Origin of the sequence: Microbacterium sp. 1.5R (genome assembly GCF_007667425.1) — a bacterium.
Taxonomy (GTDB): domain Bacteria; phylum Actinomycetota; class Actinomycetes; order Actinomycetales; family Microbacteriaceae; genus Microbacterium.
In genome coordinates this window covers 1,071,193-1,098,143 of record NZ_VDRC01000001.1, presented here as the reverse complement: position 1 = coordinate 1,098,143, position 26,951 = coordinate 1,071,193, and the positions used below count along the sequence as shown (strand labels likewise).

The 26,951-nt window shown below is 69.7% G+C and carries 22 protein-coding genes and 1 tRNA gene; 20 read left to right on the top strand and 3 right to left on the bottom strand.

Going from position 1 to position 26,951, the window contains the following annotated elements:
- The first annotated feature begins 30 nt into the window (after positions 1-30).
- The 5 genes from FSY98_RS05420 to FSY98_RS05400 all read left to right on the top strand — a co-directional run bounded on the left by FSY98_RS05420 (position 31) and on the right by FSY98_RS05400 (position 8,575).
- Positions 31-2,556, top strand: a complete 2,526-nt coding sequence (locus FSY98_RS05420) for an ATP-dependent Clp protease ATP-binding subunit (RefSeq protein WP_144874651.1) — start codon at positions 31-33, stop codon at positions 2,554-2,556.
- Between the two features lie 99 nt (positions 2,557-2,655).
- A complete protein-coding gene (locus FSY98_RS05415) occupies positions 2,656-3,156 on the top strand; it encodes an amino-acid N-acetyltransferase (protein WP_144874649.1) in 501 nt (166 codons plus the stop codon).
- Positions 3,157-3,503: 347 nt separating this feature from the next.
- On the top strand, positions 3,504-4,466 hold the full coding sequence (locus tag FSY98_RS05410; protein ID WP_144874647.1) for a hypothetical protein: 963 nt from the start codon (positions 3,504-3,506) through the stop codon (positions 4,464-4,466).
- Between the two features lie 201 nt (positions 4,467-4,667).
- Positions 4,668-7,646, top strand: a complete 2,979-nt coding sequence (locus FSY98_RS05405) for a DUF5107 domain-containing protein (RefSeq protein ID WP_186307552.1) — start codon at positions 4,668-4,670, stop codon at positions 7,644-7,646.
- Entirely contained in the window at positions 7,643-8,575 is a 933-nt protein-coding gene (locus FSY98_RS05400) for an aldose 1-epimerase family protein (RefSeq protein ID WP_144874643.1), read from the top strand. The genes FSY98_RS05405 and FSY98_RS05400 overlap by 4 nt, the downstream gene beginning before the upstream one ends.
- A 19-nt stretch (positions 8,576-8,594) precedes the next feature.
- On the opposite strand, the gene FSY98_RS05395 is transcribed toward FSY98_RS05400, so the two are convergent.
- Positions 8,595-9,485 carry an AraC family transcriptional regulator gene (locus FSY98_RS05395; protein WP_144874641.1) on the bottom strand — a complete coding sequence of 297 codons (891 nt, stop codon included), beginning with the start codon at positions 9,483-9,485 and terminating at the stop codon, positions 8,595-8,597.
- Positions 9,486-9,730: 245 nt separating this feature from the next.
- Between FSY98_RS05395 and FSY98_RS05390 the strand changes: the two genes are divergently transcribed.
- From FSY98_RS05390 to FSY98_RS05370, 5 genes are all read left to right on the top strand, one after another.
- On the top strand, positions 9,731-10,768 hold the full coding sequence (locus FSY98_RS05390; RefSeq protein ID WP_144874639.1) for a substrate-binding domain-containing protein: 1,038 nt from the start codon (positions 9,731-9,733) through the stop codon (positions 10,766-10,768).
- A 73-nt stretch (positions 10,769-10,841) separates the two neighbouring features.
- Positions 10,842-12,341, top strand: a complete 1,500-nt coding sequence (locus tag FSY98_RS05385; protein ID WP_144874637.1) for a sugar ABC transporter ATP-binding protein — start codon at positions 10,842-10,844, stop codon at positions 12,339-12,341.
- Entirely contained in the window at positions 12,338-13,396 is a 1,059-nt protein-coding gene (locus FSY98_RS05380) for an ABC transporter permease (protein WP_222119113.1), read from the top strand. Before FSY98_RS05385 ends, FSY98_RS05380 begins: the two co-directional genes overlap by 4 nt.
- 41 nt (positions 13,397-13,437) lie before the next feature.
- The gene (locus FSY98_RS05375; protein WP_144874635.1) at positions 13,438-14,130 is read left to right on the top strand and encodes a hypothetical protein; all 693 of its coding nucleotides are present in this window, start codon (positions 13,438-13,440) and stop codon (positions 14,128-14,130) included.
- A gap of 701 nt (positions 14,131-14,831) precedes the next feature.
- A complete protein-coding gene (locus tag FSY98_RS05370) occupies positions 14,832-15,242 on the top strand; it encodes a dehydrogenase (RefSeq protein WP_144874633.1) in 411 nt (136 codons plus the stop codon).
- A 24-nt stretch (positions 15,243-15,266) separates the two neighbouring features.
- Here FSY98_RS05370 and radA read toward each other — a convergent pair whose 3' ends face one another.
- Positions 15,267-16,634 (bottom strand): DNA repair protein RadA, encoded by a 1,368-nt coding sequence (gene radA / locus FSY98_RS05365; RefSeq protein WP_144874631.1) that lies wholly within the window; start codon positions 16,632-16,634, stop codon positions 15,267-15,269.
- 100 nt (positions 16,635-16,734) lie between these two features.
- On the opposite strand from radA, the gene FSY98_RS05360 reads away from it, so the two are divergent.
- The 5 genes from FSY98_RS05360 to cydC all read left to right on the top strand — a co-directional run bounded on the left by FSY98_RS05360 (position 16,735) and on the right by cydC (position 23,420).
- Complete coding sequence (locus FSY98_RS05360) at positions 16,735-17,397, top strand: metalloregulator ArsR/SmtB family transcription factor (RefSeq protein ID WP_144874629.1); 663 nt, start codon at positions 16,735-16,737, stop codon at positions 17,395-17,397.
- A gap of 90 nt (positions 17,398-17,487) precedes the next feature.
- Positions 17,488-18,903 (top strand): cytochrome ubiquinol oxidase subunit I, encoded by a 1,416-nt coding sequence (locus FSY98_RS05355; RefSeq protein WP_144874627.1) that lies wholly within the window; start codon positions 17,488-17,490, stop codon positions 18,901-18,903.
- A gap of 14 nt (positions 18,904-18,917) precedes the next feature.
- On the top strand, positions 18,918-19,946 hold the full coding sequence (gene cydB / locus FSY98_RS05350) for a cytochrome d ubiquinol oxidase subunit II (protein WP_144874625.1): 1,029 nt from the start codon (positions 18,918-18,920) through the stop codon (positions 19,944-19,946).
- Between the two features lie 91 nt (positions 19,947-20,037).
- Positions 20,038-21,744, top strand: coding sequence for a thiol reductant ABC exporter subunit CydD (gene cydD, locus FSY98_RS05345; protein ID WP_144874624.1), 1,707 nt, complete (start codon positions 20,038-20,040; stop codon positions 21,742-21,744).
- Positions 21,741-23,420 (top strand): thiol reductant ABC exporter subunit CydC, encoded by a 1,680-nt coding sequence (gene cydC / locus FSY98_RS05340; RefSeq protein ID WP_144874622.1) that lies wholly within the window; start codon positions 21,741-21,743, stop codon positions 23,418-23,420. The genes cydD and cydC overlap by 4 nt, the downstream gene beginning before the upstream one ends.
- A 185-nt stretch (positions 23,421-23,605) precedes the next feature.
- On the opposite strand, the gene FSY98_RS05335 is transcribed toward cydC, so the two are convergent.
- The gene (locus tag FSY98_RS05335; RefSeq protein ID WP_144874621.1) at positions 23,606-24,382 is read right to left on the bottom strand and encodes a hypothetical protein; all 777 of its coding nucleotides are present in this window, start codon (positions 24,380-24,382) and stop codon (positions 23,606-23,608) included.
- Positions 24,383-24,585: 203 nt separating this feature from the next.
- Between FSY98_RS05335 and FSY98_RS05330 the strand changes: the two genes are divergently transcribed.
- The 5 genes from FSY98_RS05330 (at position 24,586) to FSY98_RS05320 (ending at position 26,948) form a co-directional block, all read left to right on the top strand.
- Positions 24,586-24,676, top strand: a tRNA-Ser gene (locus tag FSY98_RS05330).
- Between the two features lie 85 nt (positions 24,677-24,761).
- On the top strand, positions 24,762-24,929 hold the full coding sequence (locus FSY98_RS16640) for a hypothetical protein (protein WP_186307551.1): 168 nt from the start codon (positions 24,762-24,764) through the stop codon (positions 24,927-24,929).
- Positions 24,930-24,932: 3 nt separating this feature from the next.
- Entirely contained in the window at positions 24,933-25,151 is a 219-nt protein-coding gene (locus tag FSY98_RS17020; RefSeq protein ID WP_396652343.1) for an alcohol dehydrogenase catalytic domain-containing protein, read from the top strand.
- Positions 25,121-25,741: a zinc-binding dehydrogenase gene (locus FSY98_RS05325; RefSeq protein WP_144874619.1), complete on the top strand. Its 621-nt coding sequence runs from the start codon at positions 25,121-25,123 to the stop codon at positions 25,739-25,741. Before FSY98_RS17020 ends, FSY98_RS05325 begins: the two co-directional genes overlap by 31 nt.
- Positions 25,742-25,916: 175 nt before the next feature.
- Complete coding sequence (locus FSY98_RS05320; protein ID WP_144874617.1) at positions 25,917-26,948, top strand: iron-siderophore ABC transporter substrate-binding protein; 1,032 nt, start codon at positions 25,917-25,919, stop codon at positions 26,946-26,948.
- The last annotated feature ends 3 nt before the right edge of the window (positions 26,949-26,951 follow it).

Genomic DNA, 26,951 nt, shown 5'->3' with positions numbered 1-26,951 from the left:
TTCGCCCCCGTGCGAATAAGGAGTCACAGCATGTTCGAGAGATTCACCGACCGAGCCCGTCGTGTGGTCGTCCTCGCCCAGGAAGAGGCGAAGATGCTCAACCACAACTACATCGGCACCGAGCACATCCTGCTCGGTCTCATCCACGAGGGCGAGGGCGTCGCCGCCAAGGCGCTCGAGAGTCTCGGCATCTCCCTTGACGCCGTCCGCGAGCAGGTTCAGGACATCATCGGCCAGGGTCAGCAGCAGCCGACCGGGCACATCCCGTTCACGCCGCGCGCCAAGAAGGTGCTCGAGCTCAGCCTCCGCGAGGCCCTCCAGCTCGGCCACAACTACATCGGCACCGAGCACATCCTGCTCGGTCTCATCCGCGAGGGCGAGGGTGTCGCCGCGCAGGTGCTCGTCAAGCTCGGCGCGGACCTCAACAAGGTGCGCCAGCAGGTCATCCAGCTCCTGTCGGGTGCGCCCGGCCGCGAGCCGGCATCCGTCGGCGCCCAGTCCAACGACACTCCCGCCGCGCAGGGCGGGTCGCAGGTGCTCGACCAGTTCGGTCGCAACCTCACCCAGGCCGCGCGCGACAACAAGCTCGACCCGGTCATCGGGCGCGAGAAGGAGATCGAGCGGGTCATGCAGATCCTCTCCCGCCGCTCCAAGAACAACCCGGTCCTGATCGGTGAGCCCGGCGTCGGCAAGACCGCCGTCGTCGAGGGCCTCGCCCAGGCGATCGTCAAGGGCGATGTGCCCGAGACGCTGAAGGACAAGCAGCTCTACTCGCTCGACCTCGGCTCGCTCATCGCCGGTTCCCGCTACCGCGGTGACTTCGAGGAGCGCCTGAAGAAGGTCACCAAGGAGATCCGCACCCGCGGCGACATCATCGTCTTCATCGACGAGATCCACACCCTCGTGGGTGCGGGTGCCGCCGAGGGCGCGATCGACGCGGCCAGCATCCTCAAGCCGCTCCTCGCACGAGGCGAGCTGCAGACCATCGGCGCCACCACGCTCGACGAGTACCGCAAGCACTTCGAGAAGGATGCCGCGCTCGAGCGCCGGTTCCAGCCGATCCAGGTGAACGAGCCGAGCCTGCCCCACGCGATCAACATCCTCAAGGGACTGCGCGACCGCTACGAGGCGCACCACAAGGTGCAGATCACCGACGGCGCGATCGTCGCGGCGGCCAACCTCGCCGACCGTTACGTGTCCGATCGCTTCCTGCCCGACAAGGCCATCGACCTGATCGACGAGGCCGGCGCCCGCCTGCGTCTGTCGATCCTGTCGAGCCCGCCCGAGCTGCGCGAGTTCGACGAGAAGATCGCCGCCGTGCGCGAGCAGAAGGAGATCGCCTCCGAGGAGCAGGACTTCGAGAAGGCCGCATCGCTGCGCGACGAGGAGAAGAGCCTCCTCGCCGAGCGCCTGCGCCTCGAGAAGCAGTGGCGTTCGGGTGACGTCGCGACCCAGGCGGTCGTCGACGAGGGCCTGATCGCCGAGGTGCTCGCCCAGGCCACCGGCATCCCCGTGTTCAAGCTGACCGAGGAGGAGTCCTCCCGGCTCGTCTTCATGGAGAAGGCGCTGCACCAGCGCGTCATCGGTCAGGAGGAGGCCATCGCGGCCCTCTCCAAGACCATCCGCCGTCAGCGCGCCGGACTCAAGGACCCCAAGCGCCCCTCCGGTTCGTTCATCTTCGCCGGCCCCACGGGTGTCGGAAAGACCGAGCTCGCCAAGGCCCTCGCGGAGTTCCTGTTCGACGACGAGGCAGCCCTCATCTCGCTCGACATGAGCGAGTTCGGTGAGAAGCACACCGTCTCGCGTCTGTTCGGCGCCCCTCCCGGATTCGTCGGATTCGAAGAGGGCGGCCAGCTCACCGAGAAGGTGCGCCGCAAGCCGTTCAGCGTCGTGCTCTTCGATGAGATCGAGAAGGCGCACCCGGACATCTTCAACTCGCTCCTGCAGATCCTGGAAGAGGGTCGTCTGACCGACGGCCAGGGTCGCGTGATCGACTTCAAGAACACCGTCATCATCATGACCACCAACCTCGGTGCTCGTGACATCGCCGGTGGTCCGGTGGGCTTCCAGATCGAGGGCAGCAACGCCACGACCTACGAGCGCATGAAGGGCAAGGTCAACGAGGAGCTGAAGCGCAACTTCAAGCCCGAGTTCCTGAACCGTGTCGACGACATCATCGTGTTCCCGCAGCTGAACAAGGAGGAGCTGGTGCAGATCGTCGATCTGTTCACCAAGCGCCTCGGCGAGCGTCTGCTGGACCGCGACATGACGATCGAGCTCTCGCTGGCCGCCAAGGAGCGCCTCATCGAGATCGGGTTCGACCCGGCTCTCGGCGCCCGACCGCTGCGTCGCGCGATGCAGCACGAGGTCGAGGACCGTCTGTCGGAGAAGATCCTGCACGGCGAGCTCAACCCCGGTGACCACGTCAAGGTCGATGCGAAGGACGGCGAGTTCCTGTTCGAGCACGGCCCGCGCGGCGAGAAGGTCGCGGTCGGCGTGAACACCGGCGGCGAGATCACGGCGACGCCGGACCTCGCGATCACCGGCAACGACTGATCAGAGACGACGAGAGGGGCGGATGCTGCGGCATCCGCCCCTTTGTCGTACCCGGGGTGTTCCCGGCGGGCGGTGAATCTTCGTGTCTAGGCTGGAGGGATGAGCGAATACATCGTGCGGCCGGCGCGGAGCGCCGACATCGTCGGCATCCGCGATCTCCTGCAGCCGATGGTCGAGCAGCGCATCCTGCTCGGCAAGGATCTGGCCGTGCTCTACGGAGCCGTCCAGGAGTTCGTCGTGGCCGAGGCGAACGGCGAGCTCATCGCCTGCGGCGCGCTGCACGTGTTCTGGGAGGACCTCGGCGAGGTGCGCACGCTCATGGTGCGCGCGGACTGGCTGCACCACGGTGTCGGTCGCGCGATCGTCGATCGTCTGGAGGGGCAGGCGCGGGAGCTCGGTCTCAGCCGCCTGTTCTGCCTCACGTTCGAGGTCGACTTCTTCGGACGCCGCGGCTACACCCCGATCGGCGAGCAGGTCGTCGACTCCGATGTGTACTCCCAGCTGCTGCGCAGCGGTGACGCGGGTGTCGAGGAGTTCCTCGATCTCGCGCACGTGAAGCCGAACACACTCGGCAACACGCGGATGCTCAAGCGGCTCTGATCGCGCCTCGCTGAGGCGCGGCGATCCATCGGATCGCGCAGGGCGATTGCCGCCGCCGAGGATCGCCATGCGACTTGATCTCAGGCGCAAGCCAGTGTCGCCGCCGATCTTCGCGGGAATCGCAGTGAAATCAAAATTCCCATATTCCGGAACGCAATTTGCAATCCGTCCCGTCGGGGCTATTCGACCTCGCTCCTGACGCGTACGTTGACCTCATCTCTCGGTACCGAGGGTCGGCGTCATCTCTTGCGTCGCACTGCAAGAGAAATAACGCCGAAGCTGGCGAGAATGATGAGGGTCATCCACATTATTTCCACGGCATCATCGTACGCAATCAAGGAGAAAAGATGGACTCCAAACTCCGCGCAGCGACTTCCATCGCTGCGGTAGTCACCTTGTCGTTGACTGGTTCGCTCACGGCAGTCGCGGATGAGAGCACCGCTGAGCCGAGTATCGAGCAATTGCTCGCGGGAGCACCCGGTGCGGACCGCGTGCTCGAGAGTCACGCGCTGGTTCCCGACCTCAACCTGTCGGTATCGCGAGACGCGAATGCTGAGAGCATCGAATTCGAGGACGCTGATGGAAACGCCATGTCGATAGGTATGCCCAGTAACGCGAAATTCACCGATGACACCTCACAGACGCTGGGAGATGAACCCTTGGTGACGGCGCAATACACCCAGCCCCGCGCAGAGTCTGATAGCGGCGGCGCGATCTCAGCGCGGGCAGTCGTGGTGATTCCCGATGAGGCGGCGCCGTCGTCCTACGACTTCGCGATCGAGGTTCCTCACGGCGTCGCCGCGGAGCCTCGGGCGGACGGAGGTATCGATCTCGTTGCGCCCGGGCCGGAAGAGGCTCAGACGGGCGATGTAGAAGTCGAGATGGTCATTGCCCAGATCGAGCCAGCCTGGGCTGTAGATGCGAACGGCGTGTCGATTCCGACCTCGTACCATCTGAATGGTTCAACCCTGACGCAGTCGATCGACTTCGACGCGGTGACGGCATTTCCGGTGGTGGCGGATCCCGAAGTGAAGTGGATGGGATACTTCATTCGACTAACGTATTCAAAGGCTGAGACCCGGGGGATGCGCGACCAGGGAGTGATCATTGCGGGCGTTGTCGGCTTGGGGGCGGCCATCGCCGCGGCGGCCGGTCCTGCGGCTCCGGCCATCGTGGCCGCGGTGTACGCCGCCTCTGCGGCGGCGGTCGGCATCATCGCCACGACCGCATCGAACGCCGTCGGCGACGGAAGGTGCCTACAGCTCGACATTCCGTCGATGATCCCCTCGATCGTGAGGTGCAGGAAGTGATCTTCTGACGTTGGTCCCCTGAGGGGCGGCGAGACGGATCGCCGCCCCTCTGAGGCGGGACGATCCATCGGATCGTCCATGTTCTCCCCCGTTCGCCCCATGGGGACGCGCTCGGGGCGCGGCTAGCTTCGTGGCAGGACCATGCGTCCTGTCGTCGATGGAGCGATGTCGGCGGCACGCTGCTGCACGGAGGACTCCCAGATGAACGACCCCCGCCTCGACGTCGGATCGACCATGGACCCGCATACGACGGAGCCGCAGGCCGATCGCAGGATCGTCCTCCCCGAGGCGACCGGCGCCACGCGTCAGGCGCTCGAAGACGGCGCGGCGGTGGCGTGGAGCGAGCCGCTCGAGATCCGCACCTACGAGGCCGGGGAGCCCAGCATCCATCCGCTCTATCTCGACCAGCGGGTGTACCAGGGCTCGAGCGGCAAGGTGTATCCGATCCCGTTCACCGAGCGCATCGCCGAGGAGCCGGTGATGCGCGCCTGGCAGGCGATCCATCTCGAGAACGAGTATCTGCGCCTCGTCGTGCTGCCCGAGCTCGGGGGTCGCATCCACATCGGCTTCGACAAGACCACCGGCTACGACTTCTTCTACCGGAACAACGTCATCAAGCCGGCGCTGGTCGGACTCGCGGGGCCGTGGATCAGCGGCGGCGTGGAGTTCAACTGGCCGCAGCACCACCGCCCCGGCACCTACCTGCCCGTCGAGACGACCATCGAGAACGCCGACGACGGCTCGGTCACGGTGTGGTGCCACGACCACGATCCGTTCACCCGCATGTCGGCGCAGCACGGCATCCGCCTGCGTCCGGGGAGCTCGGTGGTCGAACTCGTCGCGCGCCTGCACAACCGCACGAGCGAGCGGCAGTCGTTCCTCTGGTGGGCGAATGTGGCGGCGCGGGTGCACGACGAGTACCAGTCGTTCTTCCCGGAGGACGTGCGGTACGTCGCCGATCACGCGCGCCGCGCACTCACGGCGTTCCCGCGGGCGGACCGCCCGTACTACGGCGTCGACTATCCGGCGCTCGCCGCCGAGCACGAGGGCGCAGACCGCATCGACTTCTACCGGAACATCCCGGTGCCGACCTCGTACATGATCGTCGACTCGCAGCAGGACTTCTTCGGCGGCTACGACCATGCCGCGGGGGCAGGATTCGTGCACTGGGCCGAGCGTCGGCACGCGCCGGGCAAGAAGCAGTGGACGTGGGGCGACGCGCCCTTCGGACACGCCTGGGATGCGCAGCTGACGGATGCCGACGGCCCGTACGTCGAGCTCATGGCCGGCGTCTATACCGACAACCAGCCCGACTTCGCGTGGCTGCTGCCGGGCGAGACCAAGGTGTTCTCGCAGTTCTGGTACCCGATCCCCGCGATCGGCGCCGCGCACCAGGCAACGCCGGATGCGGCCGTGCACGTCGACCGCGACGGCGCGGTGTCCGCCCGGTTCGCCGTGACGAGCCCGCGCCCCGGCGCAGTCCTCCGCATCCTCGACGGCGCTCGCGTGGTCGCCGAGCGGACGACCGATCTCGTGCCGGGCGAACCGCAGACGCTGGAATCGGATGCCGCGGACTCGCCGGCTCTGTCGGTCGAGCTCGTCGACGCCGACGGCCGTCTGCTCGTGCGATGGGCGCTGTCGGATGCCCCCGACGAGGAGCCGTGGGTCGCCGAGGAGCCGCCCGGCCCCGACGAGATCGACAGCGTCGAGGAGCTGTACCTCACGGGTCTGCACCTCGCCCAGAACCGGCATCCCACGCGCTCGCCGCTGCCCTACTGGCGCGCGGCGTTGCGCATCGACCCCGGCGACGCGCGCACCCACCTCGCTCTCGCCGATCGTGCGCACCGGAGCGGACGCTTCGAGGTGGCGCTGGAGCACTCTCGCGCGGCGATCGCGCGGCTGACCCGCCGCAACGCGAACCCGACGGACACCGAGGCGTACTACCTCGCCGGTCTCGCACTCGCCCGGCTCGGCCGCGAGGACGAGGCGCAGCAGATGTTCGGGAAGGCCGGGTGGGACGGAACGTGGGCGGCGGCGGCGGGCGTCGAGCTCGTGCGGTCGCTGCTGCGCACCGGACGGGTCCGCGCCGCCCTGCGCGTGCTCGACCAGCTCGATGCCACGGTCGGCCACGACACCCGTCGCATCGCTCTGCGGGTGATGGCGCTTCGCGCGCACGGCGACCTCGCCGAAGCCGCGGCAATCGCCCGTGCGGCGCTCATCGTCGACCCGCTCGACGCCACCCTGAGGGTGCTCGCAGGCGAGGGCCTCGATGACGACGCCGGACTGCTGCTCGACGTCGCGCTCGACCTGACCCACGCGGGCGCAGGAGACGACGCGCTGCCGCTGCTCGAGGCCGCCGTCGGGGCGCCGGTGCGCCGGTCGGGCAACGTCCGCCCGGTGGCCGACTATGTGGCGGCGGCGATCCTCGACGACCGCGGCGCGCACGATGAGGCCGCGCGGCACCGCCGCAGAGCCCGCGCCGCAGATCAGCGCTGGGCCTTCCCGTTCGGCCTCGATGCGCTGCAAGCGCTCGAACGCGCGATCGCAGCCGATCCCGCCGACGGCGTCGCCCTCTCACTCATCGGCATGCTGCTGTACGCGCACGGCCGCCGACGCGACGCCGCCGCGGCCTGGAACCGTGCGATAGACAGCGGGCACCGGGATGCCGTGCTGCTGCGCAACGCGGGCCTCGCCGCCTACAACGTCGAGCATGACGAGGACCGGGCGTCGGCGCTGTACGCCGAGGCCGTCGAGCTCGCACCGCGCGACGCGAGGATCCGCTACGAGCAGGACCAGCTCGCCGCCCGTCTCGGTCACGTCCCGTCGGACCGGCTCTCTGCGCTCCGTCCGGTCGAGGAGCTCGTGCTCACCCGCGACGATTTCACGATCGAGTACGCGAGGCTGCTGGTGGCCGAGGGCGATGCGGCCCGTGCGCACGCGATCCTGCTCGGTCGCTCGTTCCGCCCCTGGGAGGGCGGCGAGGGGCAGGCCATCGCGACCTGGGACCTCACCCTCGACCGGCTGGGGATGCCGCGCACCGATCCGCCCGCGTCGCTCGGCGAAGCCCGCGCGACGTACGTGCCGCCGGTCGCGAAGCACGACGACGGCGTGACCGACTACTTCGCCACGAGCCTTCCCGAACTGCTGCTGTTCACGCAGGTGGGCGAGGACGAGTCGTGACGGTGCCGCTCTCCGGCATCCCGGTGGACCTGCGTGCGGGTCGCTACCGCGCCTCGATCGCGAGCGTCGGAGCGGCGCTGCGGACGCTGCAGCACGACGGCGTCGACCTGATCGTTCCCTTCGCGGCCGACGAGCTGCGTCCGGCGATGCGCGGAGCGCTGCTCGCTCCGTGGCCGAACCGGATCGCGGACGGCGAATACACGTTCGCCGGCGAGGTGCACCGGCTCGTGCAGAACGAACCCGAGACCCGCACCGCCGCCCACGGCCTCGCGGGGTGGAGCGATTTCGCGGTAACCGAGTCGGCCGCCGACCACGCCGTGCTCACCGCGGTGGTCGCTCCGCAGCCCGGGTATCCGTGGCGGCTGCGGATCGACGTCGAGTTCCGGCTCGGACCGGACGGGCTCGCCCAGGAGGTCACGGCGACGAACGAGAGCGACACCGCTGCCCCGGTCGGGCTCGGCGGGCATCCGTACCTCACCGCGGCGCCCGCCGGTGCGCGTGCCATCGACGCGCTGACCTTCGAACTCGACGCCGAACGCGTGCTGCTCGTGACGGAGGATCGGATGCTGCCCGATCGCCTCGTCGCGGTCTCCGAAGACCCCGGGGGCCGCGACTTCCGCCGCGGTCGACACCTCGGCGACCTCGTCGTGAACAACGCGTTCACCGGGCTGGTCTTCCGCGACGGCCGTGCCCGCGCGCGCCTCACCGACGCCGAGGGTCGCGGGGTCGAGGTCGAGTGGGACGAGCGGTGCCCATGGGTGCAGATCTACACGGCCGACCACGGCGTCGGCGCCGACCACCGGGTCGGTCTCGCCGTCGAACCCACGACCTGTCCGCCCGACGCGTTCCGATCAGGCGACGATCTGCTCGTCGTGCCTCCCGGCGGGTCGGTGGGCGCGGGGTGGACCATCCGCCGCGTCGGGCGGTGACGCGGCATCCGTCTCCTGCTCAGCCCTTGTGCTGGGCGCGGTAGCTCGTCGGGTTCACGCCGTGCAGACGGCGGAAGTGCCGCGAGAAGTACAGCGGATCGATGTAGCCGACTGCGGTCGCGATCTCGCGTACCGACAGCGAGGTCGTGTCGAGCAGGTTGCGGGCATGAGTCATACGCAGCGAGGTGTGGAACGCCGCCGGCCCGCTGCCGGTGGCCTGCCGGAAGAGCGCGCTCAGATGCGACGGCGACATGCCGACGAGCGCCGCGAGCTCGGCGACCTGGATGTTGCCGTCGACTCGTGACTCCAGGTACCGCATCGCCCGCTCCAGCGCCGACCCCTCGCCGGGGAGGATGCTGTCGGCAGCGATGCGCGTCAGCAGATTCCAGGCGATGCCTGAGGCGACGAGCAGCTGTGGGGGCGACAGCCGCCTCTCCAGCACCGTGACCAGTTCGTCGAACAGCGCGACGACGCGGTCGATCGACCGCAGCCGCGTCGTCGGACTCTGCCTGCCGAGAGTCTGGGCGGCGAGCTCCGCGGCATCCGTTCCCCGCACATGCAGCCACCAGATGCTCCACGGGTCGTCGTCCGACGACTCGTACGAGTGCGGGGTGCCGGCGGAGATCGCGATCGACGTCGACGGGGTGAGGACGTGTGCCTCGCCGGCGACCGTGACGGTGCCTCGTCCTGCGACGCACAGCAGCACCACCGTCTCGACGGTTCCGCGGGGCCGCACCCGGCGGTGCCCGCGCGCCTGCGGGAAGTATCCGGCGTCCGTGACGAGCAGCCGCCTCGTGCCGGCGGTGTTCAGAGCGCTGTCGACGAGCGGCCTGGGCAGCACGCACAGACGCTGGTGCTCGAAACCCTCCATCCGATAGTGCGGGGGAGGAGTGATAGGCGTCTCGTCCATGAGGTGTCCTGAAGGTCGGCGGCGACTCACACGGCCGTGGCGACCGATACTGCCAGGCTAATGCCCCGACGCGGTCACAGTGCCGACCGGGCCTGTGTGAACCGCGGCGTGGTGGAGTCAGAGGAACGTCCATATGATCCGTTTGATCGTCCTCCACGCGCACCGGCCGGGCGATGTACGTTCGATCTGTTCCGCACACCTGCCGGCTGTCCTGGCCGGTCACGCACGAAGACGAAGGAGTCTCAATGTTCGCCACCCGCAGCCGCCTCTGGGCGCGGACCGCCGCCGGCGGCGCCGCCGTCCTCGCGCTCGCCGCACTCACCGCCTGTTCGTCCGGAATGGAGACTGCCGAGCCCGCCGCGGGCGGCGGAGGCACGTCGGACGGCCCGCTCACCATCGCCCTCATCCAGAAGCAGGGCGACCAGCAGTACTTCATCGACGAAGCCGACGGCGCGAAGGAGGCGGCGAAGGAGGACGGCGATGTGACAATCAACGTCGTCGACGTCAGCACCGACTCGAACAAGGCCATCTCGGAGGTCGAGGCCGCGATCGCGCAGGGCGTGGACGCCATCATCATCGTCGTGCCCGACACGCAGATCGGCCCGCAGGTGATCCAGCTCGCCGCCGACGCCGGCATCCCGCTCATGGCGGCCGACGATCCGATCGTCGACGCGAAGGGCGACGCCGCCCCGTTCACCGGCTTCGACGGCACCTCGATGGGCGAGAAGGTCGGAGCGGATGCCGCCCGCCTCTACCAGGAGGCCGGCTGGGCGGCCGCCGACACCCGCATCCTCTCTGCCTACAAGCAGGACCAGCCGAACTGCGTCGAGCGCGTCGACGGTGCGATCGACGCCTTCTCGCAGGCCGTGCCCGACGGCCCCGAGGTCATCGAGGTCGGCACCGACAACTCCGCCACCGACGCGCAGGACAAGGCCGGCGCCGTCATCACCGCGAACTCCGGCGTCAAGCACTGGGTCGTCTGGGGCTGCAACGACGAGAACGAGACCGGCGTCGTGACGGCCCTGCAGAACTCCGGCGTCGCCCCGGCCGACATCGTCGGCGTCGGACTCGGCGCCTACCTGACCTGCAAGGACTGGAACGCCGGTCAGGAGACGGGGAACAAGTCGGCGCTGTTCATCTCGGGCGTCGAGGTCGGCAAGGCCGCCGTCACCTCGATGGTCGACCTGCTGCGCAACGGCACCGACCTGCCGCCGAAGACCGTCGCCAACACCGAGATCGTCGATGCCTCCAACTGGGAGGCGAAGGGCGTCGTCTGCACCTGACGTCCCTCCGCGCGGGGGCGGCCGTGAACACGACCGCCCCCGCCTCCCCAGTACATGAACACGAGAGGACACCATGACCGATCCGGCCGTCGCGCTGCGCGCACAGGCGATCACCAAGTCGTTCGGCCCCGTGCGCGCTCTGCGCGGCGTCGAACTCGAGCTGCGCGCCGGCGAGGTCACGGCGCTCATGGGCGAGAACGGCGCCGGCAAGTCGACGCTCCTCAAGATCCTGGGCGGCGACTACCAGCCCGACGGCGGCGAGCTGTCGCTCGGCGGGGAGGCCGTGTCGTTCTCCGGCCCCGCCGATGCTCGGGATGCCGGGCTGCGCGTCATCGCCCAGGAGCCCGAGATCGTCCCGTGGGTATCGGTCGCCGAGAACATCTACATCGGCGCGCTCGGCGCCGGCGGATACCGTCGCGGCCGGCTCGAGCGCACCGCCACCGCAGAGCTGCGCCGCTGGGGGTTCGACCGCGTCATCGACGCCCGCACCCTCGGGGCCGATCTGTCGCCGGCGCAGCGTCAGATCGTCGAGATCATGCGCGCCGTCATCGCACGCCCGAAGGTCATCTGCTTCGACGAGCCGACCTCGTCTCTCGGCGACGAAGAGGTCGCGCTGCTCTTCGCCCTCATCCGCCAGCTGCAGGAGGAGGGCGTGGCGATCGGCTACGTCTCGCACCGCATGGGCGAGATCTTCCAGCTCGCCGACCGAATAACCGTGCTCCGCGACGGCGCCTTCGTCGGCACGAAGGCCGTGGGCGAGACCAACCACGACGAGCTCGTGCGCATGATGGTCGGGCGCGATCTCACCCAGTTCTTCCACCGCGAGCCCGCGGCGCTCGGCGATGTCGCGCTCGAGCTCGACGACGTGACGAACGAGTTCGTGCAGAACGTCTCCCTGTCGGTCAGGGCGGGCGAGGTGGTCGGCATCGCCGGCCTCGTCGGCGCCGGACGCAGCGAACTCATGAAGACGATCGCGGGTGACCTGCCCATCACGGCCGGCACGATCGCCGTCGACGGGAAGGTCAGACGATTCCGCAGCCCCCGCGACAGCATCCGGGCCGGCATCGGATTCGCACCGGAGGAGCGCAAGGCCGAGGCGCTGCTTCTCGAACGCAGCGTGCGCGACAACGCCGCGCTCGCCGTGCTCCGATCGCTGTCGCGCTGGATCTTCGTCAAGGACTCCGCCGAGACGGCGCTCGCTCAGGGCTACGTCGACTCCCTCCGCATCCGGACCCCCGGCACCGAGCAGCTCGTCGGGCGACTGTCGGGAGGCAACCAGCAGAAGGTGGTGCTCGCCCGCTGGCTCGCCACCGCGCCGCGCATCCTGCTGCTCGACGAACCGACGCGCGGCATCGACGTCGGCGCGAAGGCCGAGATCTACGCGATCATCGACCGCCTCTCGCACGAGGGCGTCGCCGTGATCGTGGTCTCCAGCGAACTCCCCGAGGTGCTCGGCGTCTCGGACCGCATCTATGTCATGGCCCACGGCCGCATCACCGGGGAACTCCCGCGCGCCGAGGCAACCGAAGAGAGCATTCTCGCGCTCGCGATGGACGAGGAGGTCGCCGCATGAGCGACAAGGTCGACAACCCCGAAGTCATGAAGACAGGAGCGGCCGCGACGGACACCGTCGAGAGGCCGGCCGCCGAGCGTCCGTCGCTCCTGCGGCGGATCCTCGGAGGGGTGGGCGTGCAGAACGTCTCGCTCATCCTGGCGATCGTGCTGGTCGTCGCCGTCATCGGCCTGCAGAACCCGCTGTTCTTCAGCGTCGCGAACCTCAAGGTCATCGGCACGGCCATCGCGATCATGGGACTGCTTGCCGTCGTGCAGACCATCGTCATCATCCTCGGAGCGCTCGACATCTCGGTCGGGTCGATCGCGGGTCTCACCTCGGTGACGTCGGCGATGATCTTCACCGCGGCCGGCCCCGTGCTCGGAGTCGCCGGTGCGATCGGCATCGGCGTGCTCTGCGGCCTCGTGAACGGCTGCATCATCGTGTTCGGCCGGGTCAACCCCGTGATCGCCACGCTCGCGACCCTCGCGGCGTTCAAAGGCATCGCGCAGCTCATCTCGGACGGCCGCGCGCAGGGGTACACCGGCGCCGACCCGTTCTTCGTGTTCCTCGCACGAGGGGCGATCGGCGGCATCCCCACCCTCATCCTCGTGCTGCTGCTCGTGGCGCTGCTCGCGCACATCGTGCTGCGCTACACCTCGGTCGGCCGCAACATCTACGCGGTCGGCGGCAACAACATCGCCTCGCGCCTCGCGGGCATCGACATCAACCGCTACATCATCGGCGTCTACATGGTGACCGGCGCGGTGGCGGCGATCGCCGGCATCCTCATCACCGCCCGCACCGGATCGGGCCAGCCGATCTCGGGGTCGGAGGGACTCGAGCTGCAGGCCATCACGGCTGCGGCGCTCGGCGGCGCGGCGCTGAAGGGCGGCAAGGGAACCATCTCGGGCACGATCCTCGCGGTCATCCTGCTCGGTGTGCTGACCAACGGCATGACCATCCTCGGGGTGAACTCGTTCTGGCAGAACGTCGCGCAGGGCGCGCTGCTCGTGATCGCCGTCGTGATCCAGCAGCTGCGCTCCGGCGAGCGGCGCATCGGGATCCCCGGCTGAGTCTCCGGGGGATCGACAGGTCGATCGCTTAACCTAGAGACATGCCTCGTCAGTCCGCCGCCGTCTACCGTCGTCGGCGACTGGTGATGATGGTCGCACTGATCGTGCTCGTCGCCGTCGTCGGCGTCTCGGTGTGGCTGCTGGTCTCGCGGCCCTGGGCCAGCGCGGCCGAGACCGCACCGCAGCCGAGCCCCTCGGCGTCGCCCGCTGCGACGGACGGCGCCACGCCATCGGCCTCGCCGTCCGACACCCCGACTGGTGAGCCGTCGGACGGACCGTCGGACGGACCGTCGGACGAACCGACGGCGGAAGAGACCCCCGGCATCGTGGCGTGCGAAGCGAAGGACGTCGTGGTCACGGCCGTCACGGATGCCGAGACCTACGCCGCGGGCCAGCTGCCGAACCTGTCGATCTCGCTCACCAACAACGGCCCCACCGACTGCACGATCGACGTCGGATCGAGCACACAGCGGTTCACCGTCTCGAGCGGCGCCGACGTGTGGTGGCGGTCGACCGACTGCCAGGAGAACCCGAGCAGCATGATCGCCACGCTCTCGGCCGGCGCGACCGTGACGAGCAAGGTACCCGTGGTCTGGGATCGCACGCGCTCGAGCGTCGACACCTGCGCGCAGGAGAACCGCCCCCGCGCGCCGGGCGGCGGCTCGTCGTACCACGTGGCCGTCGAGATCGGCGGGTTCGCCGCCGCCTCGACCACGCAGATCCTCCTGTACTGAGGTCGGCGTCCTGGGCGGCGTCCTGAGAGCAGGAGGTTCGCCCGAGATCAGGACGCTCTGGCCTGGATCGTCCTGATCTCGGCGCATCCTCCTGTTTCGAGGTCGGCGTCCTGGGTCGGCGCCCTGGGTCGGCGTCCTGGGAGGGCGCCCTGGGAGCAGGAGGTTCGTCCGAGATCATGACACTTCGGCCCGGATCGTCCTGATCTCGGCGCATCCTCCTGATCTCGGGGTCGGGGGTCGGGGGAATTGCGGGTGAAGAGCGGATGCTGGGAGGTGTCCCGCACGTGTCCGGAGGGTGAATACCGACCCGCGTTCAGCTTCGATGGTGACGCGCTCGCATCTTTGGGATACCATTGCCATGGCTCTCCAGATCTTTGCGGCACTATGCCATCCCCAATGGCGTCGACTCACAGCGTCCCCAGCGCTTCGACACTGCCGCCACGAGAGCCTGGGCCCTCTCGAGTACCCCAGTCCCCAATGGAGGACTCGAGAGGGCCCCATTCTGTCTCCGGCCCGATCCCGTCGCCCGCGACGCCCGCTGGCCCCGTTGCCCGCTGGCCCGCCGATGCTCGCGTTGCCCGCTGGGCCGCCGATGCTCGCGTTGCCCGCCGATGCCCTCGTCGCCCGCTGGCCCGCCGAGACCTGCGGTACCCGCCGGGCCCTCCGCCTGCGGATACGCCGCGTCGCCATAAGCTGGAGGCATGGCAGCGAAGAAGGCGAAGCCCGCCAAGAGCAAGCCCGCACCCGAGGACTTCCGGTCGGATGCTCTCGCCCAGGCGCTCGAGAAGCAGGATGTCGCGGCGGTCGCCCTCGCCCTGCGCCACGGCACGACCGTGGTGCCCCTGCTCTCACCGGGCGCGCGAGACAACCCGCTCGACAGCGGCGAAGTATGGACCTATCGCGACCCGAACAGCGGCGACCTCGCGCTGCTGCTGTTCAGTGACGCGAAGAACAAGCCGGCCAACCTGCCGCCCGGCGTCGGTGTCTTCGGCGCCGACTGGCTGCGGACGTTCCTTTCGGCGCACCCGATCACGACGGTGTTCCTCGACATCGCCGGGCCGCATCCGATGCAGGCCTCGCCCGAGGAGATCCTCAAGGCTCTCGACGCCTGAGTCAGAAGGGTCTCGACGCCTGAGTCAGAAGGGCGGGATGTCGCCCTCGCGGCGGCGCGACGTGTTGCGCGCCCGGACGTCGTTGAGCGCCGCGCGCAGCGTCTTCGAGCGGTCATCGACCACCTGCTCGTAGCCGAGGCGCGACGCCTCGGACCGGCGCTGCGCCGACTGGGTCACGGGCCTGATCTCGCCGGCCAGGCTCAGCTCGCCGACGACCGCGACCGTGCGCGGTACGGAGATCTGCTGGATCGACCCCGCCACGGCGATCGCTATCGCCAGATCGGCGGCGGGCTCGGTGAAGCGCACCCCTCCCACGGTCGACACGTAGACGTCGAGCGTGCTCGTCTTGATCTGCGCTCGACGCTCGAGGATCGCGAGCACCATCGCCACCCGCGATGAGTCGAGCCCGTTCACGACGCGACGCGGATTCGGCGCGGTGGTGTTCACCGTGAGCGCCTGCACCTCGACGGGAAGGGCCCGCCGCCCCTCGAGCGAGATCGCGACGCACGTGCCCGGCTCGGTCTCGCCCTGCGAGAGGAACAGCCCCGAAGGGTCGGGGACCTCGGCGATGCCGTCTCCGGTCATCTCGAAGCATCCGACCTCGTCGGTCGGGCCGAAGCGGTTCTTGAGCGCGCGGATGAAACGGAGCGACGTCTGCCGGTCTCCCTCGAAGTGGCAGACGACGTCGACGAGATGCTCGAGCACGCGGGGCCCGGCGACCTGGCCGTCTTTCGTGACGTGACCGACGATGATGATCGGCAGCCCTCGTTCCTTCGCGATGCGGATCAGCGTCGCGGCGACCTCGCGCACCTGGCTCGGCTGGCCGGCGGCTCCGTCGATGAGCGACGACGACACCGTCTGCACCGAGTCGACGATGACGAGCTGCGGGGCGACCTGGTCGATGTGGCCGAGGATGGTCGCGAGGTCGGTCTCGCTCGCGAGGTACAGCTCGTCGTGCAGCGCCCCGGTCCGCTCGGCGCGCAGCCGCACCTGGGCAGGTGACTCCTCGGCGCTCGCATACAGCACGCGCCGCCCCGCGTGCGCGGCGCGCGCCGCGACCTCGAGCAGCAGCGTCGACTTGCCGACGCCGGGCTCGCCGCTGAGCAGGATCGCCGCCCCGGGCACGATGCCGCCGCCCAGCACGCGGTCGAACTCCGATACCCCGCTCGTGCGTCGCGGTGCATCGGTCGTCGTGATCTGCGTGATCGGCCGCGCGGCGCGATCGGCGCCGGGGGCGAGCGGTGTGACGCGACTGAGGATGCCGGTCTGCGCCCCCTGCTCCTGCACGGTTCCCCACTGCTGGCACTCGGCACAGCGGCCGACCCACTTCGCCGTCGTCCACCCGCATTCCGTGCAGACGTACGCGGGAGGAGCGGGTTTACGGGCAGCCATGCAGCCAGGCTATCGCCGGTATCCGACATCCCTATCGCGGCGGGCATTATTCACGGCCGGAAGCCTCGAACGGCTCTCGTCCTCGCGGGATACTGGATCCATGGCCAACGGAGCGCCCGTCTGCGGGCCGATCTCGACGTTCTCCCGGGTGCGGATCCTGCACACGCTGTTCGAGTGCGGCACCTCGCAGAGCCGCGCCGAGCGCACTATCGGCGAGCTGTGCGAGGCCACAGGACTGCATCCGAACACGGTGCGCGAGCACCTGCAGCGCCTCATCGAGGGCGGCTACGTCATCCAGGCCACCGAGCACCGCACCACCCGCGGCCGCCCGCGCACCCTGTACAGCGCGGCCACCGGGGCGGGCGACGCGTCGAGCCCCATCGCGCGCGACAAGGCGAAGGCCGCCGCGCAACGCGGCGATCTGCTTCGTCGGATGCTGCCCGCCACGGCATCCGCCCTCGGCCGAGACGCGACGTACCAGCTGGATGCCCTGATCGAACACCTGGAGGAGAGCGGCTTCGAGCCCGTCGTCGACGACGAGCAGCTCACGGTCGACCTCAGCCCCTGCCCGCACGCCGCGGGCCGCGCCGAAGACCGTCCGATGCTGTGCTCCGTGCACCTCGGCCTCATGCAGGGGGTGCTCGCCGAAGCCGGCGGGCCGCTCGCCGCTGAGGCCGTGCGCACCTCCGACCGGGCGGCGGACTGCCCGCCGCCGGAGGAGTGCATCGTGCAGCTGCGTCTCACGGAGATGACCGCCGCCTAGCGCGCGTCACCTGATCAACGGTCAGCCGCCCGACGGGGGCGGCAGACCTCTCCCCGGCGTACCCGCAGACAGAGAAGAAGGAGTGGTCGCATGGAATGGCTCGACCCGCTCGCACTGTCCCGATGGCAGTTCGGCCTCACGACCGTCTACCACTACCTCTTCGTGCCGCTCACGATCGGCATGGCGCTGGTGGCGGCGATCTTCCAGACCGCGTGGGTGCGCACCGGAAAGGTGCAGTACCTGCATCTCACCCGGTTCTTCGGCAAGATCTTCCTCATCAACTTCGCCATGGGCGTGGTCACCGGCATCGTGCAGGAGTTCCAGTTCGGCATGAACTGGTCTGACTACTCCCGCTTCGTCGGCGACGTGTTCGGCGCCCCGCTCGCGTTCGAGGGACTGCTCGCCTTCTTCTTCGAGGCGACGTTCATCGGGCTGTGGATCTTCGGGTGGGACAAGCTCCCGCAGAAGCTGCACCTCGCCACGATCTGGTGCGTCTCGATCGGCAGCATCCTGTCGGCGTACTTCATCATCGCGGCGAACGCGTTCATGCAGAACCCGGTCGGCTACGTCTTCAACCCCGAGACGAACCGCGCCGAGCTCACCGACTTCTGGGCGCTGCTCACGAACCCGGTCGCGCTCGCCGCGTTCCCGCACACGATCTTCGGTGCGCTGATGTTCGCCGCCGGCGTCGTGATCTCGGTGTCGGCCTGGCACCTGGCCCGTGGGCAGCACTTCGACACCATGCGCATCTCGCTGAAGTTCGGCCTGTGGTCGATGATCGTCGCGACCGCCGGCGTCGTGCTCACGGGCGACCAGCTGGGCCTCGCGATGTACGCGGCGCAGCCGATGAAGATGGCCGCGGCCGAGGCGACGTTCAACACGGTCTGCGGACCGGATGCCGCGTTCAGCCTCTTCACGCTCGGCACCCCCGACGGCAGCTCCGAACTGTTCAGCATCCGCGTGCCGTACCTGCTGTCGCTCCTGTCGACGCACACGTTCGACGCGTGCGTGCACGGCATCAACGACCTCAACGCCGAGTACGCGACGACGTTCGCCGACACCGGCCTCACCGAGTTCGCCCCGATCCTCTGGGTCACGTACTGGGCGTTCCGCTGGATGATCGGCCTCGGCATGGCCGCCGGCCTCGTCGCGGTCGTCGGCCTGTGGCTGACCCGCAAGGGCGCCAAGAAGCCGCCGGCGCCGTGGATGTGGAAGCTCGCGATCTGGTCGTTCCCGCTCGCGCTCGCCGCCAACATCATGGGCTGGGTGTTCACCGAGATGGGCCGCCAGCCGTGGATCGTCTTCGGGCTCATGACCACCCAGGACGGCGTCTCACCCGGCGTCACCGGCGTCGACGTGCTGATCTCGCTCATCGCGTTCACCGCGATCTACGCCTCGCTCGCGGTCGTCGAGGTGCGCCTCATCGTCAAGGCCGCGCAGAAGGGTCCTGACACCGACGAGCAACCCCACGAGGAGACGGCCCAGCTGCCGTCGGTCGTGTACTGAGAGGAAGGAACACCATGGATCTCGCAACGCTCTGGTTCTTCATCGTCGCCTTCTTCTTCGTCGGCTACTTCGTGCTCGACGGGTTCGACTTCGGCGTCGGCATGTCGCTGCCGTTCCTCGGCAAGGACGACGTCTCGCGCCGCCAGGTCATCAACACGATCGGCCCGGTGTGGGACCTCAACGAGACGTGGGTCATCGTGGCCGGCGCCGTGCTGTTCGCGTCGTTCCCCGAGTGGTACGCGACGCTGTTCAGCGGGTTCTATCTGCCGCTGCTCCTCATCCTGCTCGCGCTGATCCTGCGCGGGGTGTCGTTCGAGTACCGCCACCAGCGCGACAGCGCGGCGTGGAAGCGCGGCTTCGACCGGATGATCGTGATCGGGTCGGTCGTCCCCGCGCTGCTGTGGGGCGTCGCGTTCGGCAACATCGTGCAGGGCGTCGCGCTGAACGCCGACCACGTCTACGTCGGGGGCTTCTTCGCGCTGCTCAACCCGTACGCGCTGCTGGTCGGCGTCACGACGCTGCTGCTGTTCTTCCTGCACGGCGTGCTGTTCGTGGCGCTCAAGACAGACGGACCCGTGCACGAGGACGCGCATCGGCTGGCCAAGCTCGCCGCCGGTCCGACGATCCTCGCCGCGGCCGGCACCGTGGTCTGGACGGCCGTCATCGCGATGAACCGCGAGGCGCCGCTGCTGTGGCTCGTGCTCGGGGCGGGTGCGCTCGCCGCCGTCGCGCTCGTCGCGGCCGTCGGCCTGTCGCTCGTGCGCCGGGACGGCTGGGCGTTCTTCGCGGGCATGGTGACGGTGATGCTCGCGGTCGTGATGCTGTTCGCCGCGCTGTTCCCGTACGTCATGCCCTCGACCATGGCCGACGCGAACAGCCTGACGATCGCGAACGCCTCGAGCACGCGATATACCCTGGAGATCATGAGCTGGACGGCGCTGATCGCGACCCCGCTCGTGCTCGCCTACCAGGCGTGGACCTACTGGGTGTTCCGCAAGCGCGTCACCCGTCGCTCGATCGAGGGGGCTCCGGCGCACGCGTGAGTGATCTTCGGGGTTCCGGTCGCACTTCGTGCCGCGAGTTCGCGTCGGCGGCGGCACGGACTGCGACCGGAACGACGTCTCGGGGCCAGGCGTGAAACCCGTCGACATCCGGCTCATCCGGTACGCGAGCGCCGCGCGGGGGTTCCTGCTCCTGTCCGGCATGATCGGCGTCGTGCAGACGGCGGTCACGATCGCCTTCGCCTGGATGCTGACGGATGCCGTGACCGGCGCCCTCGCCGGGCGCGACGTGACGGCATCCCTGCTGTGCCTCTTGGGGCTGGCGTTGCTGCGCGGGGCTCTGATCGCCGCGTCGGACGCGGCAGGCACCAGGGCCGCGGCGAAGACGGGGATGCAGCTGCGCGCCGCACTCCTCGCGGCGATCGGCCGACTGGGCCCGGGCTGGCTCGCCCAGCGCAACCGCACCGAGCTCGCCGTCACCGCCGGGCACGGGCTCGAGGCGCTCGACGCGTACTTCGCCCGATACATCCCTCAGCTCGTGCTCACCGTCGTCGCGACGCCGGTGATCCTCGCGGTGATGTGGTGGCAGGACTGGCCGAGCGGACTCACCGCCGCGATCACCCTGCCGCTGATCCCGCTCTTCCTCATCCTCATCGGCATCGCGACCCGCACGGTGCAGCGTCGGCAGTGGCAGACGCTGCAGCGGCTCGCCGCGCGGTTCGCCGACACCGTGCAGGGGCTCGCGACACTGCGGCTGTTCGGACGCGATCGCCGCGCCGCCGCGCAGATCGAGCACACGGCCGACGAGTACCGCCGCGAGACCATGAAGGTGCTGCGGTTCTCTTTCCTGTCGGGCTTCGCGATGGAGCTGCTGGCCTCGCTCGCCGTCGCGCTCATCGCAGTGGCCGTCGGCTTCCGCCTGCTGTCGGGAGACCTGTCGCTCGAGGTCGGGCTCTTCGTGCTGCTGCTCGCCCCGGAGGCGTTCCTGCCGATCCGCCAGGTCGGGGTGCAGTTCCACGCCGCCGCGGAGGGCGTCGCGGCGACGGAAGACGTGTTCGCGGTGCTCGACGAGGCGGGGGCTGCGGAGGCGGGGCTCGACGTTTCGTCACTTCGACTCGCTCCGCTCGCTCAGCACGGCGCTCGCTTCGCTCGCTCGACGACCGGGGGAAGGTCGTTGAGCGAGGAGCGCAGCGACGAGACGAAACGCGCCTCGTGGCGCAGCGCGCCTCCCCGTGGTCCGCTCATCGTTCATGACCTGCGCGTGCGCGACCTCCCGCCGGTATCGTTCACGGCCTCCCCTGGCACGGTCACCCTGATCGAGGGTCCGAGCGGATCCGGCAAGTCCAGTCTGCTGGCCGCGCTGCGCGGCGCCGTCGCATTCGAGGGGTCGGCCGGCGTCGGCGGCATCGACGTGCGCGAGCTGTCGCCCGCCGACTGGATGGCGTGGGCGGGGCAGCGGCCGCAGCTGAGCCGCGGCACGATCGCGGCGAACGTGGCACTCGGCGATGACGAGGATGCCGCAGGGGTACGCCGCGCGCTCGACGCCGCATGCGCCGACCTCGATCCAAGGCTGGAGCTCGGCGTGCAGGGGAGCGGACTCTCCGGCGGACAGGCGCAGCGCGTCGCCGTCGCCCGGGCGCTGTACCGGCAGGCGCGGCGACCCGAGGCGGTGCTCGCACTGGACGAGCCGTCGAGCGCGCTGGACGCCGACACCGAGCAGCGGCTGTGGGATTCACTGCGCGTGCGGGCGGATGCGGGCGCGACGGTGCTCGTCGTCTCGCACCGCCGCTCGGCGCGACGCATCGCCGACCAGGTCGTCGAGCTGGGGGTGCGGGTATGAGCGACGGCATCCGTTCCGAATCGCGCGCCCTCCGCATCCGGGATGTGCTGCGGCTCGCGCAGCCGCCGTTCCGGCGGTTCCTGCCCGGGCTGATCTGGGGCGTGCTGTCGGCCGGTGCCGCCGTGAGCCTGCTCGCGGTGAGCGGCTGGCTCATCGTTAGCGCCTCGATCGTGGACTCGCTCGTGCCCCTGTCGGTCGCCGTCGTCGGTGTGCGGTTCTTCGCCGTGACCCGTGCCGTCACCCGCTACCTCGAACGCCTGAGCGGACACGACGCCGCCCTGCGGCAGCTCTCCACGACACGCGCCGACATGGTGCGCCGACTCACGCCCCTGTCACCCGCCGGACTCGGACGCACCGACCACGGACGTGTGCTGTCGGCCCTGGTGGACGACGTCGAGAACCTGCAGAATCTGCCGCTGCGGGTCGTGCAGCCGCTCGCCGTGTCCGCAGTCGTCGCGTTCGGCGCGGTCGGGTTCCTGCTGTTCGTGTCGGTGCCCGCTGCCGTCACGCTCGCGGTGTGCCTCGTCGTGGCTGCGCTGGCCGCCGTCGGCCTCGGCTGGTTGTTCGGCTCGCGGGCCGAAGCCGTCGTGTCGACCAGGCGCGGCGACCTGACCGCCGCACTCACCGACTACCTCGGCAGCCTCGACGTGCTGCTCGCCTATGGGGCAGAGCCCCGGGCTCGAGAGCGCGTGCAGGAGGCGGATGCCGCGCTGCGCCAGGCCGTCGGCCGGGCGTCGTTCGCGCAGGCCGTCGCCGCGGGAGTCGTGTCGGCCGTGGCGGGGGCAGCGTCCGTCTGGGCGCTCGCCGCCGCCGCTCCCGGTCTCATCACCGGAGCCATCGACGGTCCGTGGCTCGCGGTCGCCGTGCTCGTGCCGATGGTGGTGTTCGAGGTCTTCGGCGCGGTGCCGATCGCCGCGGCATCCTGGCGCAGCGTGCGCGGCAGCGCCGAGCGCATCGTCGACGTGCTGCCCGAGCGGATGCCGGAGCAGCTGCGGCCGGACGACGGAGACGACACCGAGATCGAGGGCACGCCCGCTGTGCGTCTGCGCGACGTGAGGGCCGAGTGGCCGGGCGGTGCCCCGGCGCTGCGCGGCGTCGATCTGGAGCTGAGGCCGGGGGAGCGGGTGCTCGTCTCCGGGCCGAGCGGCGCCGGCAAGAGCTCTCTCGCCGCCGTGCTCGTCGGGTTCCTGCGTGCGGAGGGCTCGTACACGATCGGCGGGGTCGACGCGTCGGCGCTGTCTGGTCCGGCGCTGCGGCGGACCATCGGGCTGTGCGAGCAGAGTCCGCAGCTGTTCGACGAGGACGTGCGGCAGAACCTGCTGTTCGCCCGCGACACCGCCACCGACGAGGAGCTGCTCGCCGTGCTCGACCGGGTCGGGCTCGGGGCGTGGGTGCACGAGCGCGGCGGACTGGATGCCCGGGTCGGCGACCGCGGTGGCCTCGTATCGGGCGGGCAGGCCCAGCGCATCGCGCTCGCCCGGGCGCTGCTGCGCGGGTTCCCGGTCCTCGTGCTGGACGAGCCGACGGCCGGGGTCGATCCGGAGGCATCGGATGCCCTGCTCGCTGATCTGCTCGGCGCCGCGGGGGACCAGTCGGTGCTGCTCATCTCGCACGTCGCCCCGCCCGCGGGCAGCGTCGACCGCGTCGTGCGGCTCGTCGACGGACGCACGGTCTGACACGACGAGGTTCCGCGGGGTGTGGCGCGTTTCGTCTCGCTTCGCTCGCTCAACGACCGGGGGGCTTGCGGGTCGTCGAGCGCGGAGCACTGAGGTTCGCGGGTGTGCCTCCTTCGCGGGTCGTTGAGCGAGGAGCGCAGCGACGAGACGAAACGCGGTGAGCGTCGTGCGGGGGCAGTGGCGCGTCAGACGCTCAGGTCGGCGCGGGGCTCCATGACGATCCCCTGCGCCTCGAAGACGCGGCGGCGCTCCTCGATGCGGCGATGGAGTTCCTGCTGAGCCTCGTCGACGAGCCCGGGGTCGAGGTTCACGGTCACCGGGTGGGGATCTCCGTGGTTCGCCGCGATGTACGCGTCGAGCTCAGGGCCGGAGGTCCACGAGGTGATGAGCGCGAAGCGCGGGGCGGCGCCCCGATGCCACACCGCGTGCCAGAAGCGCTGCGTGTCGACGACGATGCGCGAGCCGGCGTGCAACGGCATCCTGATCTCGGTCGCCGGGTCGAAGCGGTCGGAGCGCAGGATGAGCAGCGAGTCGGGGTCGTCGGTGAGGTTGTAGTAGCCGCGGACGACCCACCCGGAGCCGTCGTCATTGAGGCGGTTGTTGTCGTCCTGGTGGAGGTTGTAGATCGCGTCGGCGTAGGTGTTCGGCTGCAGTTCGATGACGCGGCAGCGGCCGACGCCGGCGCCCGGTTCGAGCGCGCGGCGCTGCAGGGTCGGCGCGAGCGCGACCTGCGACGGCACCCACACGCCGTCCTTGTCGGTGCGCGGCGGCGTCTGGTTCCAGAACCCGTTGCACTCGATCTCGCCCGCATAGCTCGCGAGAGGGGCGAAGCGGGTCACGCCCGACGACCGCCAGCCGATGTACTGCAGGTCGAGCCATTCGGCGGGGTCGGCGGCCTGGTCGTGGTCGTCGAGGACGACGTATCCGGTCTCGGCGAGAGCCGCCGACGTGATGAAAGCCATGATGCGGATCCTCCCGTTTAGGCAATCCTAACTTGGTCGCCGGGGCGACGCCGGGACCCCGCGGCCGGAGAAAACCTCGCGACGCGCCCGTCGAGGTGGCCCCTCCTGCGGGAATTCAACGGGAATTGCGGCAGCGGGTGCCGACCGAAGGAGGGGAGGATGCCGATTCGCGCCGCGGCGCGCCGTGTCGTAAGCTAGTCCGCGGTGACGTGTCCGAGCGGCCGAAGGTGCAACTCTCGAAAAGTTGTGTAGGGTAACCCCCTACCGTGGGTTCAAATCCCACCGTCACCGCCACCACGAAGGCCCCGCCCCGTCGAAACGACCGGGATGCGGGGCCTTCGTCGTTCCGAGCCGACGAGCGTCGGCGTAGCGTGGATCCATGGCGACCAGTGCGGGCGGGGCGGACGGCGGGACTTCTCGGCGGGTGGTGTATCGCCGTTTCGGCGGTCCCGAGGTGCTCGAGATCGAACGGCGCCCCGTGCCCGTCCCCGGGCCGACGGAGGTCCTCGTCCGTGTGGCGGCCGCCGGGGTGAATCCGGTCGACTGAAAGATCTTCAGCGGCGAACCGCTGCACGATGCGTACGACCGGTCGCTGCCCTCGGGGACCGGGTACGACTTCGCCGGCACGATCGTGGCTCGGGGTGCCCGCGTCGCGGGGGACTGGCTGACCGGCGACCGGGTGTTCGGGGACTGCGCTTCCACGCGCAAGCCGACCACCTGCTCATCGATCCGCAGCAGGTGGCGCGGGTTCCCGACGGCATGTCGCTGACGATCGCCGGTGTGCTGAACGTGGCGGGGCGCACCGCGGTCGCGAGCGTGCGGTCGCAACAGGTCACAGCACGCGACGTCGTGCTCGTCGGCGGGGCAGCGGGCGGGGTCGGGATACTCACTGCTCAGCTCGCCCGTATCGGCGGGGCGCGCGTGCTCGGCACGGCGTCGACCGCCAATCATCCGCTGCTGCGGCGACTGGGGGTCGAACCCATCGCCCATGGGCCGGGTCTCGTCGACAGGCTGCGGGCAGCCGCACCCGACGGCATCTCCGCCGTGTTCGACACCGTCGGCCACGGCACCGTGGACGCAGCCCTGCGACTCGGCGTCATGGCGCATCGGATCAACACCATCGCCGACTACGACGCCCTCGCGACACACGCGGTGCGAGGAGTCGGCGGTGCGGACGCCGGCACGGCGGAACTCGCCGAGCTCGCAGACCTCATCGTGCGAGGCGATGTGGAGGTGCCCATCGACTCCCGGTATCCGCTGGAGCGCGTCCGAGACGCCTACGCCCGCTCGGTCACCGGTCGCGCGGTCGGCAAGATCGTGGTCATCGCCGACGAGAGCTCCGCAGACCTCGACGCCTGAAGACGGTCGGCGCCGTTCTGCCCCGCACACACACAGGGCAACGGCTCGCCGCGCATTTGCGTCGGGTTCGGCACGCACGCTAGCGTGAGGTAAGCCTCACCTAAGCTGCGCTCCGATCATTCGCGCGGTGTTCCGGTCACGGCACCCCACCCTCACTCACGCACTGGAGATACTCATGCGCGCTCATCGTCTCGCGGCTGCGGGGGCAGCGGTCGCTGCCCTCGTCGTCAGCCTCGCCGCCTGCAGCACGACCCCCGACTCGGACTCCGCGGACACGGGCTCCGCCTCCGCGGAGGGCTACCCCATCGTCATCGAGCACGCGCTCGGCACGACGGAGATCACCGAGAAGCCCGAGCGCGTGGCCACCGTGCAGTGGGCCAACCACGAGGTCCCGCTCGCGCTCGGCGTCGTGCCCGTCGGCATGGCCGCGGCGAACTTCGGAGACGACGACGGCGACGGGCTGCTCCCGTGGGTCAAGGAGAAGCTCGACGAGCTCGGCGCTGAGACCCCCGTGCTGTTCGACGAGACCGACGGCATCGACTTCGAAGCGGTCGCGGACACCGACCCCGACGTGATCCTCGCCTCGTACTCGGGCCTGACCCAGGAGGACTACGACACGCTCAGTGAGATCGCGCCGGTCGTGGCCTACCCCGAGGGCCCCTGGGCGACGTCGTGGCGCGATGTCATCGAGTACAACGCGATGGGCATGGGCATGGCCGAGGAGGGTGAGCAGCTCGTCGCCGACATCGAGGGCGAGATCCAGGACGCGATGGCCGAGCACCCGCAGCTCGAGGGCAAGTCGACGATGTTCCTCACCCACGTCGACCCCAGCGATCTCAGCGAGGTCAGCTTCTACACCGCGAACGACACGCGCGCGGCCTTCTTCGAGGACCTCGGCCTGTCGACCCCGGCGAGCATCGCCGAGGCGTCGGAGGATAAGGACAAGTTCTCGGGAACGATCAGCGCGGAGCAGGTCGACACCTTCTCGGATGTCGACATCATCGTCACGTACGGCGACGAGGAGCTCGTGAAGACCCTCGAGGGCAACGCGCTCCTGTCGCAGATGCCCGCTGTGGCCAACGGGTCGATGGTGCTGCTCGGCTCCGACACGCTCGGCACGGCCGCCAACCCGACGCCTCTCGCGATCTCCTACGTGCTCGACGACTACCTGTCTCTCCTGAGCGCCGCGGCCGACAACGCCCAGTGACCA

What these genes read in the sequence shown, in the direction of transcription:
- FSY98_RS05395 (WP_144874641.1), bottom strand. Translation starts at nt 9,485, where the DNA reads ATGGACGAGACGCCTATCACTCCTCCCCCGCACTATCGGATGGAGGGT.
- FSY98_RS05415 (WP_144874649.1), top strand. Translation starts at nt 2,656, where the DNA reads ATGAGCGAATACATCGTGCGGCCGGCGCGGAGCGCCGACATCGTCGGC.
- FSY98_RS05360 (WP_144874629.1), top strand. Translation starts at nt 16,735, where the DNA reads ATGGCCAACGGAGCGCCCGTCTGCGGGCCGATCTCGACGTTCTCCCGG.
- FSY98_RS05420 (WP_144874651.1), top strand. Translation starts at nt 31, where the DNA reads ATGTTCGAGAGATTCACCGACCGAGCCCGTCGTGTGGTCGTCCTCGCC.
- FSY98_RS05390 (WP_144874639.1), top strand. Translation starts at nt 9,731, where the DNA reads ATGTTCGCCACCCGCAGCCGCCTCTGGGCGCGGACCGCCGCCGGCGGC.
- FSY98_RS05320 (WP_144874617.1), top strand. Translation starts at nt 25,917, where the DNA reads ATGCGCGCTCATCGTCTCGCGGCTGCGGGGGCAGCGGTCGCTGCCCTC.
- FSY98_RS05405 (WP_186307552.1), top strand. Translation starts at nt 4,668, where the DNA reads ATGAACGACCCCCGCCTCGACGTCGGATCGACCATGGACCCGCATACG.
- cydB (WP_144874625.1), top strand. Translation starts at nt 18,918, where the DNA reads ATGGATCTCGCAACGCTCTGGTTCTTCATCGTCGCCTTCTTCTTCGTC.
- FSY98_RS05380 (WP_222119113.1), top strand. Translation starts at nt 12,338, where the DNA reads ATGAGCGACAAGGTCGACAACCCCGAAGTCATGAAGACAGGAGCGGCC.
- FSY98_RS05410 (WP_144874647.1), top strand. Translation starts at nt 3,504, where the DNA reads ATGGACTCCAAACTCCGCGCAGCGACTTCCATCGCTGCGGTAGTCACC.
- cydC (WP_144874622.1), top strand. Translation starts at nt 21,741, where the DNA reads ATGAGCGACGGCATCCGTTCCGAATCGCGCGCCCTCCGCATCCGGGAT.
- FSY98_RS05385 (WP_144874637.1), top strand. Translation starts at nt 10,842, where the DNA reads ATGACCGATCCGGCCGTCGCGCTGCGCGCACAGGCGATCACCAAGTCG.
- FSY98_RS05370 (WP_144874633.1), top strand. Translation starts at nt 14,832, where the DNA reads ATGGCAGCGAAGAAGGCGAAGCCCGCCAAGAGCAAGCCCGCACCCGAG.
- FSY98_RS05355 (WP_144874627.1), top strand. Translation starts at nt 17,488, where the DNA reads ATGGAATGGCTCGACCCGCTCGCACTGTCCCGATGGCAGTTCGGCCTC.
- FSY98_RS16640 (WP_186307551.1), top strand. Translation starts at nt 24,762, where the DNA reads ATGGCGACCAGTGCGGGCGGGGCGGACGGCGGGACTTCTCGGCGGGTG.
- FSY98_RS05335 (WP_144874621.1), bottom strand. Translation starts at nt 24,382, where the DNA reads ATGGCTTTCATCACGTCGGCGGCTCTCGCCGAGACCGGATACGTCGTC.
- radA (WP_144874631.1), bottom strand. Translation starts at nt 16,634, where the DNA reads ATGGCTGCCCGTAAACCCGCTCCTCCCGCGTACGTCTGCACGGAATGC.
- FSY98_RS05375 (WP_144874635.1), top strand. Translation starts at nt 13,438, where the DNA reads ATGCCTCGTCAGTCCGCCGCCGTCTACCGTCGTCGGCGACTGGTGATG.